Consider the following 14,489-nt stretch of genomic DNA (forward strand, 5'->3'; position numbering starts at 1 on the left):
TAAGCGTTAAAATGGATTAGCGCTGGAGAAAGACTCAGCAATCGCGACGCCAAAGTTTTTCAGGCGGCAGGTTGCGGTTTGTTCATCCTGGCGATTAACAAACAGACAAGGCTGACCTTCACACTCGACAACCGCAGAATCCACTTCAATATCTCGTAACGCGAGGCTTAATTTTTGCATCGTCGGCCAGGCTGAATCACTGTTACTGTCGCTCAGCAATTTAAGGCCAATCAGACAATTTTCAGCGCCCTGCCCATTTTGCGGAATCGGTTCAACTCTGGAACCTGCAAAACCTGCCAGCCAACGATAGCTATGTGGTAAGCGATGAACGATGGAAAGCTGTAACGTATTCACTGTGGTATCCCCAAAAAAATCCAAAATTATTTCACAAACGGTTTACATAAAGGTTAACACAATGTTGGTTAATTGTGTGTAAACAACCTGGAAACCGCTTACATCCGTTGTAATTATTTGTCTACCATTTCACATTTAACGTTTTATTTTTGTGGAGCTGCACACGTTTCGGCGCTATATGTAACGCTTTCTGCGATGTAACTCAACCTTTTTAACTACAAGAATGTGACTTTTTGTTGTTGATGCGTTTACATTTGAGAAACAAATTGTAGGCTTTTGTGGGGGATTTTCGTTGATTTGGATTAAAGAACGGGCATCTGGCGATACCCGTTTTATGACTTTAGGATTATTTCGTCGCTAAGCGAGGGCGACTGGCATAGACATAGAAAACGATTGAACACGTAGCGCATACCGCAATCGACCAAATCATAGGCCACGCGGTGTTAAAGGTCGCAATCGAGAGCAATGCGCCCGTTAATGCGCCGATGCCAAAGCGGAATGTCCCTGCCAATGAAGAGGCGGTTCCCGCCATATGGGGAAATTCATCAAGAATAACCGCCATCGCATTCGAAGAAACCATCGACACGCAGCCGACAAATACCGCAATCCCCAGCACCATCGACCAAAAGCCGAGATCCAGCCCAGTGCTCACCACCAACCAGATTGCCATAGCAAACTGCACTAACAGCCCGAAGCGGAACATTGCCAGTGGGCCAAAATGGCGCACAAAGCGACTGTTAATCAGCGTCATGATGATCAAGAAGACAATGTTAAGCGCGAAGTAGTAGCCGAAATGCTGCGGCGCGACATGATTCAGCTCGATGTAAACAAACGGCCCAGCGCTCAAAAATGAGAACATTGCCGCAAAGCTGAAACCGCTCGCCAGCATATAACTCAACACACGTTTGTGGCGGAACAATGTGGCGAAGTTACCGATCGTCGTACGCAAATGAAACTTCTGGCGACGCTCAACCGGTAGCGTTTCGTGGATCAGGAAGAAAATCATCCCTGAAGCCAGCAGGGCTGCCAGCGCCAGAATCCAGAAGATGGCGTGCCAGCTAAACCACACCAGCACCGCGCCCCCAACCATTGGCGCAACCAGCGGCGCAATGGTTGTTATCAGCATGACGAACGACATCATGCGTGAGAACTCTTCTTTCGGATAAATATCGCGCATCAGGGCATTGATCACGACACTTGCAGCGGCAGCCGACAGGCCATGAAGAAAACGCATCGCAATCAGGTGATCGATCGTCTGTGAAAGCGCACAAGCAATTGCCGCCGCGGCAAAGATGAGCGTCCCCCCGAGCACCACAGGCTTACGACCAATGCTGTCAGCCATCGGTCCATAAAATAGCTGGCCGATAGCGAAACCGAGAATATAGGTGCTTAGCGTCATTTGCGCGCTGCCAGCCGGCACGCCAAATTCCGAGGCAATAACTGGCAAAGCCGGTAAATACATATCGATGGACAGCGGCATTAACATGGCCAACAAGCCAAGTATCACCACAATACCAATTGACGAGTTTTGCTTACTACTCAACACATCCTCCGGGGATTAACGTGGCGGCATGCCAAAGCTTGCAATTTCTTCTTCGGTTAAGCGGCGATATTCACCTGGTGCGAGACTGGCGTCCATTGCAACAGCGCCAATACGCTCACGATGCAGGCCTACAACATGGTTCCCCACTGCGGCGAACATGCGTTTTACCTGGTGATAACGCCCTTCTTTAATGGTCAAACGCACCTCAAGCGGCGTGATGACTTCCATTACCGCTGGTAACGTCAGATCTTTTTCATTATGCAATTGAACGCCTGCGGCGAATTGTTCTGCCGTGTCATCGGAGACAGGATTTTCCAGCGTCACCAGATAGGTTTTTTCACAATGATGACGCGGAGAAGTAATGCGATGCGACCATTGCCCATCATCGGTCATCAGCACCAGCCCGGTGGTATCGATATCCAGGCGCCCTGCAGCATGCAGTTTGTGCGCCATCGGCTCATCCAGGAAATAGAGCACGGTCGGGTGATCCGGATCTTCGGTGGAACAGACATAACCCTGCGGCTTATTAAGCATAAAGTAGCGAGGGCCATTTTCCTGAGTCAACGAACGGCCATCAAACTCAACCTGATGTTCCGGGTTCAGTTTAAAAGAGGCGTCACGCACTACTTCACCATCAATGGTGACACGGCTGGCACGGATTTCACGGCCAGAAATAGCGCGGCTCACGCCAAGTTGCTGAGAGATAAATTTATCGAGTCGCATTAAAATATTGCCTGTTTCAAAGAGGAGCCAGCACCAAATGGCCAGCAGGGCATTCGCCCATTTTATAAGGAAAAATTGATTTGCCTGTTAATTAGTTTGCCAGTATAGCGGGATAGAAAACTCTCTCAAGCTAAAACCCTGTTTCATGGCATAATCGACGCTGATGTTTCACTTGTGACTAGTTTTATACCCTTTAGATTTCGAGTTACAGGTAGGCGGCAAGAGAGCTTATCCCCAGGAGCTTACTCAAGTAAGTGACTGGGGTAAGTGAGTGCAGCCAACACCCCTGTAGCTCGAAAGATGAAGGGTAGGAGTATCGATGTCCTTTACCTTACGCCCTTACCAACAAGAAGCCGTGGACGCCACGCTCGCCCATTTCCGCAAGCACATCACGCCAGCCGTCATTGTGTTGCCAACGGGTGCGGGGAAAAGCCTGGTGATTGCCGAACTTGCCCGAGTTGCTCGCGGACGGGTGTTGGTGCTGGCGCACGTCAAAGAACTCGTGGCGCAAAACCATGCAAAATATTGTGCGCTAGGGCTGGAAGCCGATATTTTTGCCGCCGGGCTGCAACGTAAAGAGAGCAACGGCAAAGTGGTTTTTGGCAGCGTGCAGTCTGTTGCACGTAATCTTGAGCAATTCCTGGGCGAGTTTTCATTACTGATAGTCGATGAGTGCCACCGTATCGGCGATTCCGACGACAGCCAATATCAGCAAATCCTTGCCCATCTACGCTCTGCGAATCCGAAGCTGCGCCTGTTAGGTCTGACCGCCACGCCTTATCGTTTAGGAAAAGGCTGGATTTACCATTTTCACTATCACGGCATGGTGCGCGGCAACGAAAACGCCCTGTTCCGGGACTGTATTTACGAATTACCGCTGCGGTACATGATTAAGCATGGCTATTTAACACCGCCAGAACGGCTGGACATGCCGGTAGTGCAGTACGATTTCAGCCGCTTGCAGGCGCAATCCAATGGCCTGTTTAGCGAAGCGGATCTTAATCGCGAGCTGAAACAGCAAAAACGCATTACCCCGCATATCATCAGCCAGATTGTTGAGTTTGCCGCCGACCGGCGCGGCGTAATGATTTTTGCCGCCACTGTCGAACACGCTAAAGAAGTCACCGCGCTGCTACCCTCTAACGATGCCGCGTTGATTACGGCTGATACCCCAGGACCAGCGCGCGATACATTAATTGAAGCCTTCAAAAATCAGCAATTCCGTTTCCTGGTGAATGTTTCGGTGCTCACCACGGGCTTTGACGCGCCACACGTCGATCTGATTGCCATTTTACGCCCGACGGAATCCGTCAGCCTTTACCAGCAAATTGTGGGTCGTGGTTTGCGCCTGTCGCCTGGCAAAAAAGATTGTTTAATCCTCGATTATGCAGGCAATCCCCATGACTTGTTCACGCCGGAAGTCGGCGCTGCAAAAGGCAAAAGTGACAACGTGCCCGTGCAAGTCTTTTGCCCTTCCTGTGGTTTTGCCAATACTTTTTGGGGCAAGACCACCAGCGACGGCACATTGATTGAACACTTTGGCCGCCGCTGTCAGGGATGGTTTGAAGATGACGATGGCTCCAGGGAGCAGTGCGATTACCGTTTCCGCTTCAAAAATTGCCCGCAATGTCATGCTGAAAACGATATCGCTGCACGTCGCTGCCACCAGTGCGATCACGTTCTGGTCGATCCTGACGATATGTTAAAAGCCGCGCTGAAATTAAAAGACGCGCTGGTTCTACGCTGCGGGGGCATGACGCTTCAACACGGGGGCGACGATAAAAGTGACTGGCTGAAGATCACCTATTTTGATGAAGATGGCGCAGATGTCAGCGAACGGTTCCGCTTACAAACGCCAGCCCAACGCATGGCATTTGAACAGCTGTTTATTCGACCGCACAGCCGTGCGCCAGGCGTGCCGCTGCGCTGGATAAACGCCGCCGATGTCGTCGCCCAGCAATCGGCACTGCGCCATCCGGATTTTGTCGTTGCACGCAAAAATGGCAACTTCTGGAACGTGCGGGAAAAGGTATTTGATTACGAAGGCCGCTTCCGCCGCGCGAATGAATTGCGCGGTTAAAGGTTCTTTTCATTGAAGCCGAGGCCAGATATGGCTATAATCCCGCCCGCTTTTGCATCCGCAAAGCAGATCACTTACCTGTTGCTGGGTCGCCTGTAACAGGATTATTTAAGAGAGAAACAGTTAATGTTTACTATCAATGCAGTAGAACGCAAAGAGCAGGGCAAGGGTGCGAGCCGCCGCCTGCGTGCAGCTAACAAATTCCCGGCAATCATCTATGGTGGTTCCGAAGCTGCGATCTCTATCGAACTGGATCACGACAACGTAATGAACCTGCAAGCTAAACCAGGTTTCTACGAAGAAGTTCTGACTCTGGTTGTAGACGGTAAAGAAGTTAAGGTTAAAGTTCAGGCTGTTCAGCGTCACCCGTTCAAGCCAAAACTGAGCCACATCGACTTCGTTCGCGCTTAATCGCGAATTTAGCTCGAAAAAAAACCCGCTTCGGCGGGTTTTTTTATGGCTATTTTCCAGAACTGCGGCGTTGTAACTGGTCGCGCAGATTCGGTGGCGTGCCCTTAATGGTCAGCGTGTCAGTCGCTGGATCCCAGTAAATACGCTCGCCTAATAACATGGCGTCAAAGCTAATCGTTAACCCACCACCGCTACCGGCGAACTTGGTTAACTGGCGCAGCGTGCTGCGATCGGCCGGGAAGCTCTCTTCCAGTTCATAGCCTTTATCGGCTGTAAACTGCTGGAAGTTTTTATCATCAACCGCCCACGGTAGCTCATCAGCCAGCGAAGAAAGCTCAATCTCTTCCCCAGACTGGAGTTGCTCGTTGCAGTATGCATAAACCTGCTGACGCGCGGCCTGACGCTCATTTTTATCCAGTTGCGCTTCGTTGGTGAAGTCGTCCAACGCTTGCAACAAGCCTTTGTTCTGCGCTTTGGCGTTCAAACCTTCGCTTGCACCGAGGAAATCCATAAAAAAGTCAGAAACTTTGCGCCCTACTCGTCCTTTCAGGAACGTCAGATAACGCGTGGATTCTGGATTGGTTTCCCATTCGGTCAGATCAATACGCGCCACGATATCGGCGTGGTTGATATCCAGGTGATGCGTTGAACTGATATCCAGCTCTTCGTTGACGCGCATACTGCTTAAATTATTCAGTACCGCCACCAGCAAATATTCCACAGCCAGGTAACGATATTGGCAAAACAGCACGATGCCGCCATCCGCAAATGGATATTTCGCCAGTTCATCACGCAGTCGGCCAGTGGCTGCGCGGCTGAATGCGAGGAAATCCTCATCGCCTTTACGCTGCGAGCGTAGCGCTTGCGCCAATTCACTCTCTTCGCTGAACAGACCATAGGCTTTATTTTTTGCGCTGTAGACGCGATGCAATTCAGCCATCATCTCTTCTACGGCGCCGTTCGTTGCCAACAGAGAATCGCGCAACACAACTTCAAGTGTCTGCTCGCCGCGCTTGATTAACTGGTGTAAGGCAATCTGGTCGATATCCAGACTCATGATAAACTCTCCTTTTAGACTCGGCGGTATTCAACCATTGCCTGAAGCCATGTGCAACATCACCTAAATAATTCAAGAAAAATAGGTCCTGCTACGGTAAGATAACGCCCTTTCCTGAATCTAATTGATTGTTAATTTATGCCACAAATATCCCGTTATAGTGACGAACGCGTCGAAGAACTGTTGAGTGAACTGGCAAGCGTGCTGGAAAAGCACCAAACGCCAACCGATCTTTCCCTGATGGTACTGGGAAACATGGTCACCAACTTAATTAATACCAGCGTAGCTTCTGCTCAACGCCGCTCGTTGGCTCGCTCTTTCGCTGAGGCGTTGCAAGCCTCCGTGAGCGAAGACAAAGCTCATTAAGGGATCGTAGTTACACGTTATGGTGACTAACCGTCAGCGCTACCGCGAAAAAGTTTCCCAGATGGTCAGCTGGGGACATTGGTTCGCCTTGTTCAATATCCTGCTGGCAACACTGCTGGGTAGCCGCTATTTGTTTGTCGCCGACTGGCCGACAACGCTCACGGGTCGTATTTATTCCTGGCTGAGTGTTATCGGTCATTTTAGCTTTGTGGTGTTCGCCACCTACTTGCTGATTCTCTTCCCGCTAACGTTCGTTGTGATGTCACAACGCCTGATGCGCTTTGTCTCGGCAGCGCTCGCTACCGCAGGCATGACGCTGTTGCTTATCGACAGCGAAGTCTTTACTCGCTTCCATCTCCACCTTAATCCGATTGTCTGGGAACTGGTGATTAACCCCGACCAGAGTGAGATGGCGCGCGACTGGCAACTGATGTTTATCAGCGTGCCGGTGATTTTATTAATTGAAATGCTGTTTGCGACCTGGAGCTGGCAGAAACTGCGCAGCCTGGGGCGGCGCAAACACTATGCAAAACCTGTGGTCGTGCTGTTCTTCGTCGCCTTCTTCAGTAGCCATATTATGTATATCTGGGCCGATGCGAATTTCTATCGCCCGATAACCATGCAGCGCGCCAACCTACCGCTGTCTTACCCGATGACGGCCCGCCGCTTCCTCGAAAAACATGGCCTGTTGGATGCAAAAGAGTACCAACGCCGCCTCGTGGAGCAAGGTAGTCCTGAAGCGGTATCGGTGCAGTATCCACTGAGCGACCTCCAATTCCGCGATATGGGCACGGGTCACAACGTATTGCTGATTACGGTCGACGGCCTGAATGCTGAACATACGCAGAAAGATTTGCCGAACCTGAGCGAGTTTGCGGCGGGCAATATCAACTTTACGCAGCATATGAGTGCGGGCAACGGGACCGATAACGGTATCTTTGGCCTGTTCTACGGTATCTCGCCAGCCTACATGGATGGCGTGTTATCCGCCCGAATTCCTGCGGCTTTAATTACGGCATTGAACCAGCAAGGCTATCAACTGGGGCTGTTCGCCTCCGATGGTTTTGACTCGTCAATGTATCGCCAGGCCCTGCTCTCAGACTTCTCTTTGCCTTCAGCAAAAAGCCAGTCTGACGAGCAAACAGCGACGCAATGGGTTAACTGGCTAAACCAATACGCGTCCGAAGATAACCGCTGGTTCTCCTGGGTTGCTTTTAATGGCACCAATATTACAGCAGACACCAATCAGCAGGCCTTTGCTCGTCGTTATGCTCGCGCAGCGGTTAGTGTTGATGAGCAAATCAAACGTGTACTTGATGCGCTGGAAGCCTCCGGGAAGCTCCAGAATACGGTGGTAATTATTACCGCAGGTCATGGCGTGCCGCTGGGTAAAGAGCAGGAATCCTTTGCATGGTCACGCTCACGTATTGAGGTGCCATTAGTTATCCATTGGCCTGGCACACCAGCGCAAACCATCACCAAGCTCACCGACCATCAGGATGTCATGACAACCCTGATGCAGCGCCTGTTGCACGTTAAAAATCCAGCCAACGAGTATTCACAAGGTGAAGACTTGTTTGCCGCGACACGTCGCAATAATTGGGTTGTGGGTGCGGATAACAACAGCCTCGCGGTCACTCTTCCTGACATGACGTTAGTGCTTGATAATAACGGTAACTATCGGATGTACGATTTGCAGGGTGAACGCATCAAAGAAACCAAGCCTCAACTTGGGTTGTTGCTCCAGGTGCTAACCGACGAGAAGCGTTTCATTGCTAACTGATTGTTTATTTATGAACCAGTTAGCAAAAAGCTGTCTTGCAAACGATCGCGAAAAAGGTAGTATTATTTGCACGATCTCGGCACGTAGCGCAGCCTGGTAGCGCATCGTCATGGGGTGGCGAGGGTCGAGAGTTCAAATCTCTCCGTGCCGACCAACATCTCCTTCGAAAGCAGCCTGTTATGGCTGCTTTTTTATTGCCTGTAATTTAACTTATATCAGGTGTACAGATAATCACACCTGAATGCGTAATTTTGAACATTTACCAGAGTTACTTAGCAGTACAAATATTGTTACCCTAGATTAAATATACCCCCAGGACTGTGGGTGTTTAATATTTTTGGCTGGGGTTAGCAGGTTATTAACGATGTTATCAAACTATTGTAAGGCATTTGTTATTTTTCTTGTGCTGGGGTCTGTCTTCTTTATCACTGGATTAGTATCGAAGGTACTGGCTACCTTTGTTATTGGTACCATTCTCGTCGTTGCTTTTATGAGAGGGTGTAATAGTTAAACCACAGATGTCTCTTTGTTATCGAAGTGTATTTAAAAAATAAATTGAAAAGGTATTTAATAATTTAATTATGAAGTAAATATCATTTATTCCATTTTTTAGTCATGCAATTGTCCATTTAAATACAATTATCAATAAGCATACATATTTCAGGTAACTTTGTGAGAAAACTGTGGCTGTACAACAATCTGCTGCATCGTCTGCATAACAGTCAAAGTCGTTTATTAAACAATCGATTTGCTCATGCCATTATTGCCAGCACCATGGCAATTGTCCCTTTATCAATCGTCCGGGGACTCGTCATTACTGCATCAGTCATCTGTGATACCACCGGATTTAATAATGCTGCCATCTGGTTCATGCAGCTCCAGGTTGGTTTTTTAGCGCTGGCACCGTTGGTGATGAACATCTATGTCGCGGTTCACTGGGCTGTCAGAAACCGTCTCTCACAGATTTACTGTATTGCACTAAGCATCAGCACCTTGATGATCTTCCGCCGAATCCTTGATGATAATGCACAGTTCTTCTTAGACATCAGTATCCCCCTGGCGCTGGCTTCTGGAGTCTTCGGCAATTACCTACAAGAAGTGGTGAGCGAGAATCTGCTAAAACTCCGCTTATGGAAAGACAATAGCTATACGAATATCATCTCTTTTTTTGCCACGCTGGGTATTATTGCGCTCTTTAGTTGTGCCATTAAACTGGGTGCTGCCATTTGGCTGAAAAGCGGGATGGATTTTCTCAATAACTTGTCCATGTATTTTTATCCAAAAGATTTTTTACATGGCATTTCATATGTTCTCTTGCGTACGGTGCCATGGTTCTTTGGCCTTCACGGTTATTACCTATTTTTGGATATTGATGTTGCTTTTACTGCGGCACAAAAAATAAATATCAATGACTGGCATACTCTTCATCACCCGCTGAATATCCTTAGCCCTGTATTCTACGATATGTGGTGCAATGCTGGCGGAACGGGTAATACCGTGAGTTTGATAATTTGTATTTTCATGGAAGCCAAAAGCCCCCATCGCCGCTTGTTAGGCGTAGCGGCACCCATGGCAATTTTTAATATCAATGAGCCTCTCATTTTTGGTTATCCGATTGTCCTCAACCCCGTCATGATTATCCCGTTTGTCCTTGTTCCCTTAATGTCTTACCTGGTCGCATACGGCGCAACTTATCTGGACATGGTTCCGCGGATTTCCGAAATCGTCAGTTGGTCAACGCCTTCTCCAGTCAAAGTCTGGCTCGCCAGCGGCCACTCTGTGAGCGCTGTGTTTTTGTATCTTCTGATTATTAGCCTTGGGGTCGTTATTTATCGCCCCTTCGTTACCACTTCACTTAAACAATCGGTTCCCGACAATTCCGACCTGGATTTACTCACGGGTGAGATGAATATGACTCAACCGACAGATTTTGAGATGGTGCCGAATTACAGCCATATTGTTGAAGGGAACAGCTACATTGAAGCCCAAAGACAAATTGAGAAGCTGCAAAACAGCGGCCAGTTCATTCTCTATTTTCAGCCACAGGTGCGTTTATCCGATCATATAATCGTTGCCCTTGAGGTTCTGATTCGCCATCAAAGCGATAGCGGAAAAATAACACCGCCTGTTTTCCTCAAATATTATGAAAGAACAGGGTTGATGCCGGAGATGGACTTCTGGGTAATGGAACATGCATTAGATTATGTTCGGGAGAATATGTCTGATGCAGAAAATATGACGCTGTCCGTCAATATTTCACCTCAGACACTGGTCGATTACAGATTGCTGAATGTGGTTCGCAAAGTGTTAGCAAAGCCACTCCCCACGGGATGGCAGCTGGAATTTGAGATTACTGAATCACAAAAGGTGCAGGAGCCGGTGCGTGTCGCAGAGGTTCTGGAAAAGATGCGAAGTTTGGGTATTAAAATCGCACTGGATGATTTTGGCTCTGGCTATTCAACCCTGCATTATCTGACTCGTTATCCTCTGGATAAAATAAAATTAGATAGATCAATGGTGTTGGGCCTCGCCAAACCCGATGGATTTAACTTCCTGCGACAAGTGGTGAAGTTATGTATGGTAGTTAAATGTGAAGTTCTTATTGAAGGCGTTGAAACGCAAGACGAATTAGCTCAAGTACAAATGGCGGGTATTGAGTTTTGCCAGGGTTATTTTTTCCATCGCCCATTACCTGGCAATGTGGTGTGCCAGCTGTTAACGGAACAGCATAAGAAAATGAGCCTCTCACATGCTCCCCGATTTAACCCTCAACAAATCTGAAAGCCGGGTCGTATAACGCGGTGACAACATCGCTCTTTTCATCTGCCACGGCTGCTCAATCCCCTGCCCCACAAAATAAATCGTCCCTTTGCCTTTCTTCTTATTAATGTCGTCTATCACCTGCATCAGCATTTCGCTGTTGGCTCGCGGCGGGTTTTCATCAAAGAGATTGAGCTGTGCGATACCCTGGCTGAAAAAGTCACAAAGCATCACCCCTGCTTTTTGATAGTGGTGCCCACCTCTCCAGATGCTATTCAGGCAGCGTGTCGCCGCATCAATAATATCTCTGGTGTCCTGCGTTGGGGTAAGGAGTTTCACCATCGCCTGGTTGCCGTAGTAAGGTTCATTCACCGTGAAAGGGGATGTTTTAACAAAAGCAGAAATATGACGACAATACTGGTGTTCGCCCCTGAGCTTTTCTGCGGCACGTGCCGCATAGCTGCAAATAGCCTGACGCATATGTTCATACTCAGTCAGCCGCTCCCCAAATGAGCGCGAGCAGATGATTTCCTGTTTCGTGGGAGCAAACTCTTCAAATCCCAGGCAAGATTCCCCACGCAGTTCACGAACCGTGCGCTCGAGCACGACACTGAAATGTTTACGTATAAAACGGATATCCGCATCAGCCAGTTGCAGGGTCGTTTTAATCCCCATCGCTTCAAGCTTTTTACTGATTCGATGACCAATTCCCCACACTTCGCCAACCGGGAACGCTGCCATTAATTGGCGTTGCCGCTCCCGGCCAGACAGGTCGACAACACCACCCGATTCCAGCGGCCACTGTTTTGCTGCGTGATTAGCGAGTTTGGCTAAGGTTTTTGTCTGGGCAATCCCCACGCCTACCGTTAAATGCGTGCGCTGCGAAAGAGTAGAACGGATTTCCCGGCCAAGATCTTTCAGATTTCGGCAATGACTCACGCCAGAAAAATCACAAAAAGCCTCATCGATTGAATAGATCTCAACCCGGGGGCAAATTTCCTCCAGCGTCATCATGACGCGATGTGACATATCAGCATATAACTCGTAATTACTGCTAAAAGCGGTCACGCCTTGTTGGCGGAAGAGATCTTTCTGCTTGAAATACGGGCCGCCCATTTGCACACCACAGTTCTTTGCCTCGGCGTTTCGCGCAATCACGCAACCATCGTTGTTACTTAAAACCACCACCGGTTTGCCTTTCAGGTCCGGCCTGAATATGGTTTCGCAACTTGCGTAAAAACTGTTTACATCAACCAGGGCAAACATAATTACCTCGTTGATTTCACGATATAAGTCACCACGCCAAACACCTCAAGCGCCTCATCTGAACCGAGATGAATAGGTTTGCAGGCGCGATTAAGCGGCATGAGCTGAATAACGGGTCTGAGTTGCAATTGTCTGACGACGAATTCGCCATTCACCGCCGCAATCACAATATCGTTATGGACCGCCGTTTTGGCGCTATTAACCACCAGCAAATCGCCATTGCTGATACCCCCTTCAATCATCGAATCGTCCGATGCCCGCATGTAGTATGTGGCAGTCGGATGTTCATCCACTAATTGACGAATATCGACGCTCTTTTCTGCATAATCCTGCGCTGGTGATGGAAATGCGCCCATAGTTACGCTCCGTAACCTGTTGATGAACAGAAAATAAAAAGAGTTAGCGGTGCCATAAAATCCTCACAAAGAATAACTGTATATATATACAGTATCGTTAAATGTGCGTTCCAGGCAAGTCGATTACAGGAAGATTCTTATAACGATTTGAAGGTGTGGAAAATTTAGCTAATCGAAATAGAGCGAGATTAATCGCAACGCAAATTTGTTCTACCGATCCGCTGCGTGCCGTTCTATGCTTAGTTAATGGAGAAAATAGCTGAACTAAAACGCACCAAGCGCCTTGCGCTATCACTACTGCTGGTTGCCGCTGTAACGTTTGTGACTACCCTCTTTTTACCACCGGGTTTCTGGGTGAGCGGCTTAAAAGCTATCGCCGAAGCCGCAATGGTGGGTGCGCTCGCTGACTGGTTTGCCGTGGCAGCGCTGTTTCATCGCGTACCGATTCCCTTCATCTCTCGTCATACGGCGATTATTCCGCGCAATAAAGACCGCATTGGTGAAAACCTGGGCATTTTTGTGCAGGAGAAGTTTCTTGATACCCAGTCCCTGATTGCCTTAATTCGCCGCCACGAACCGGCGCACATGATTGGCCAGTGGTTCAGCAAGCCCGACAATGCGCAGCGCGTCGGGCAACATCTGTTGCAGGTGATGAGCGCATTTTTAGACTTAACTGACGATACACGCATCCAACGCTTAATCCGCCAGGCGGTTCATAAGGCCATCGATAAGGTCGACTTGACCCATTCCAGTGCTCTGCTGCTGGAAAGCCTGACTAAAAATAACCGCCATCAGGAGTTACTCGACTCCGTTATTGCCCAGATGCTGGCGCTGATAAAACGTGAAAGCACGCGGGCCTTTATTGCCCGTCAGATTGTCCGCTGGCTGGAAACAGAGCACCCACGCAAGGCCAAAGTATTACCCACCGAATGGCTGGGGGAGCACAGCGCCGATTTGGTTTCCAGTGCGGTCAATTCGTTTCTGGATGACGTCAGCCACGATCAGGGGCACCAGATCCGTCAGGCTTTTGATCGCGCGACGTTAAAGCTCATCGACAATCTTAAAAACTCGCCGCAAATGGCTGAAAAAGCCGACAGCATAAAAAGTTATTTGAAAGAGGATGAGGCTTTTAACCGCTATCTGGGCGAACTGTGGGGCGATTTGCGCGAATGGTTGAAAGTGGATGTTAATTCTGAAGATTCGCGCATGAAAAAGCGCATTGCAGAGGCTGGGCAGTGGTTGGGAGAGACGCTGGTTGCCGATAGTGCACTGCGCGCATCACTCAATGAGCATCTGGAGCTAGCGGTGCAGAAAATGGCACCTGAGTTTGCCACTTTCCTGACTCGCCATATTAGCGATACGGTCAAAAGCTGGGATGCACAGGATATGTCGCGGCAAATCGAGCTGAATATAGGCAAAGATTTACAGTTTATCCGCATAAACGGCACGCTGGTTGGTGGCTCTATCGGACTGGTGCTGTACCTGCTTTCACAGATCCCGGCAGTATTGCCGTTGCTGAATTTCTGAAGGGAAGAGAAGAAATGCAACGCCCGCTGATGCGGGCGTTAGGAAATCAATGGTTTTTTTTCGGTTGGTCGTTGTGACCGACTTTTGAGAAGACGTTAAAGACTTCACCCAATCCATAGATAAGACCGAGAATCACCGCCATTACGATTGGCACCATGACCACGGCAAACACCAAGCTTTTCAATAACTCTAACATGGATGCCTCCAACAAAAGTGAGAGCGGCTATTCTAACGACCTGACAGAAAAACGCACTCTCCTTTTG

13 protein-coding genes and 1 tRNA gene are annotated in these 14,489 nt (G+C 48.8%); 7 read left to right on the forward strand and 7 right to left on the reverse strand.

Annotated features, from left to right (window positions below):
• Nucleotides 1-6 precede the first annotated feature (6 nt).
• From GBAG_RS13725 to rsuA, 3 genes are all read right to left on the reverse strand, one after another.
• Entirely contained in the window at nucleotides 7-354 is a 348-nt protein-coding gene (locus GBAG_RS13725) for a YejG family protein (protein ID WP_034497123.1), read from the reverse strand.
• A gap of 346 nt (nucleotides 355-700) precedes the next feature.
• The gene (locus tag GBAG_RS13730; protein ID WP_034497064.1) at nucleotides 701-1,897 is read right to left on the reverse strand and encodes a Bcr/CflA family multidrug efflux MFS transporter; all 1,197 of its coding nucleotides are present in this window, start codon (nucleotides 1,895-1,897) and stop codon (nucleotides 701-703) included.
• A 15-nt stretch (nucleotides 1,898-1,912) separates the two neighbouring features.
• On the reverse strand, nucleotides 1,913-2,620 hold the full coding sequence (rsuA, locus tag GBAG_RS13735; protein ID WP_034497065.1) for a 16S rRNA pseudouridine(516) synthase RsuA: 708 nt from the start codon (nucleotides 2,618-2,620) through the stop codon (nucleotides 1,913-1,915).
• A gap of 319 nt (nucleotides 2,621-2,939) precedes the next feature.
• Between rsuA and radD the strand changes: the two genes are divergently transcribed.
• Together radD and rplY are read left to right on the forward strand one after the other, a co-directional pair.
• On the forward strand, nucleotides 2,940-4,700 hold the full coding sequence (radD, locus tag GBAG_RS13740) for a DNA repair helicase RadD (RefSeq protein ID WP_034497067.1): 1,761 nt from the start codon (nucleotides 2,940-2,942) through the stop codon (nucleotides 4,698-4,700).
• Nucleotides 4,701-4,826: 126 nt separating this feature from the next.
• Nucleotides 4,827-5,111, forward strand: coding sequence for a 50S ribosomal protein L25 (rplY, locus tag GBAG_RS13745; protein WP_034497069.1), 285 nt, complete (start codon nucleotides 4,827-4,829; stop codon nucleotides 5,109-5,111).
• Nucleotides 5,112-5,160: 49 nt separating this feature from the next.
• Here the strand turns inward: rplY and yejK are convergent, their stop codons facing one another.
• On the reverse strand, nucleotides 5,161-6,168 hold the full coding sequence (gene yejK, locus GBAG_RS13750; RefSeq protein ID WP_034497071.1) for a nucleoid-associated protein YejK: 1,008 nt from the start codon (nucleotides 6,166-6,168) through the stop codon (nucleotides 5,161-5,163).
• Nucleotides 6,169-6,306: 138 nt separating this feature from the next.
• Here yejK and GBAG_RS13755 point away from each other — a divergent pair, with 138 nt between their 5' ends.
• The 4 genes from GBAG_RS13755 to GBAG_RS13770 all read left to right on the forward strand — a co-directional run bounded on the left by GBAG_RS13755 (nucleotide 6,307) and on the right by GBAG_RS13770 (nucleotide 11,098).
• Entirely contained in the window at nucleotides 6,307-6,534 is a 228-nt protein-coding gene (locus tag GBAG_RS13755) for a YejL family protein (RefSeq protein ID WP_034458713.1), read from the forward strand.
• Nucleotides 6,535-6,553: 19 nt separating this feature from the next.
• Nucleotides 6,554-8,317, forward strand: a complete 1,764-nt coding sequence (gene yejM / locus GBAG_RS13760) for an LPS biosynthesis-modulating metalloenzyme YejM (RefSeq protein ID WP_034497073.1) — start codon at nucleotides 6,554-6,556, stop codon at nucleotides 8,315-8,317.
• A 77-nt stretch (nucleotides 8,318-8,394) separates the two neighbouring features.
• Nucleotides 8,395-8,471: transfer RNA gene (locus GBAG_RS13765), tRNA-Pro, on the forward strand.
• A 518-nt stretch (nucleotides 8,472-8,989) separates the two neighbouring features.
• Entirely contained in the window at nucleotides 8,990-11,098 is a 2,109-nt protein-coding gene (locus GBAG_RS13770) for an EAL domain-containing protein (protein WP_034497076.1), read from the forward strand.
• Here the strand turns inward: GBAG_RS13770 and GBAG_RS13775 are convergent.
• Nucleotides 11,063-12,343 carry a Y-family DNA polymerase gene (locus GBAG_RS13775; protein WP_034497078.1) on the reverse strand — a complete coding sequence of 427 codons (1,281 nt, stop codon included), beginning with the start codon at nucleotides 12,341-12,343 and terminating at the stop codon, nucleotides 11,063-11,065. The two genes, GBAG_RS13770 and GBAG_RS13775, sit on opposite strands and share 36 nt — an antisense overlap.
• Before the next feature lie 2 nt (nucleotides 12,344-12,345).
• Nucleotides 12,346-12,699, reverse strand: coding sequence for a translesion error-prone DNA polymerase V autoproteolytic subunit (umuD, locus tag GBAG_RS13780; protein ID WP_051873723.1), 354 nt, complete (start codon nucleotides 12,697-12,699; stop codon nucleotides 12,346-12,348).
• A gap of 246 nt (nucleotides 12,700-12,945) precedes the next feature.
• Between umuD and GBAG_RS13785 the strand changes: the two genes are divergently transcribed.
• Nucleotides 12,946-14,226, forward strand: a complete 1,281-nt coding sequence (locus tag GBAG_RS13785) for a DUF445 domain-containing protein (RefSeq protein WP_034497080.1) — start codon at nucleotides 12,946-12,948, stop codon at nucleotides 14,224-14,226.
• 46 nt (nucleotides 14,227-14,272) lie between these two features.
• Here the strand turns inward: GBAG_RS13785 and GBAG_RS22210 are convergent, their stop codons facing one another.
• Nucleotides 14,273-14,422: an AcrZ family multidrug efflux pump-associated protein gene (locus tag GBAG_RS22210; RefSeq protein WP_034497082.1), complete on the reverse strand. Its 150-nt coding sequence runs from the start codon at nucleotides 14,420-14,422 to the stop codon at nucleotides 14,273-14,275.
• Nucleotides 14,423-14,489: the final 67 nt, after the last annotated feature.

It is taken from the genome of Buttiauxella agrestis ATCC 33320, from assembly GCF_000735355.1.
In the GTDB taxonomy this organism is placed as follows: Bacteria; Pseudomonadota; Gammaproteobacteria; order Enterobacterales; family Enterobacteriaceae; genus Buttiauxella; species Buttiauxella agrestis.

What these genes read in the sequence shown, in the direction of transcription:
- yejM (WP_034497073.1), top strand. Translation starts at nt 6,554, where the DNA reads ATGGTGACTAACCGTCAGCGCTACCGCGAAAAAGTTTCCCAGATGGTC.
- umuD (WP_051873723.1), bottom strand. Translation starts at nt 12,699, where the DNA reads ATGGGCGCATTTCCATCACCAGCGCAGGATTATGCAGAAAAGAGCGTC.
- GBAG_RS13785 (WP_034497080.1), top strand. Translation starts at nt 12,946, where the DNA reads ATGGAGAAAATAGCTGAACTAAAACGCACCAAGCGCCTTGCGCTATCA.
- yejK (WP_034497071.1), bottom strand. Translation starts at nt 6,168, where the DNA reads ATGAGTCTGGATATCGACCAGATTGCCTTACACCAGTTAATCAAGCGC.
- GBAG_RS13775 (WP_034497078.1), bottom strand. Translation starts at nt 12,343, where the DNA reads ATGTTTGCCCTGGTTGATGTAAACAGTTTTTACGCAAGTTGCGAAACC.
- radD (WP_034497067.1), top strand. Translation starts at nt 2,940, where the DNA reads ATGTCCTTTACCTTACGCCCTTACCAACAAGAAGCCGTGGACGCCACG.
- rsuA (WP_034497065.1), bottom strand. Translation starts at nt 2,620, where the DNA reads ATGCGACTCGATAAATTTATCTCTCAGCAACTTGGCGTGAGCCGCGCT.
- GBAG_RS13755 (WP_034458713.1), top strand. Translation starts at nt 6,307, where the DNA reads ATGCCACAAATATCCCGTTATAGTGACGAACGCGTCGAAGAACTGTTG.
- GBAG_RS22210 (WP_034497082.1), bottom strand. Translation starts at nt 14,422, where the DNA reads ATGTTAGAGTTATTGAAAAGCTTGGTGTTTGCCGTGGTCATGGTGCCA.
- rplY (WP_034497069.1), top strand. Translation starts at nt 4,827, where the DNA reads ATGTTTACTATCAATGCAGTAGAACGCAAAGAGCAGGGCAAGGGTGCG.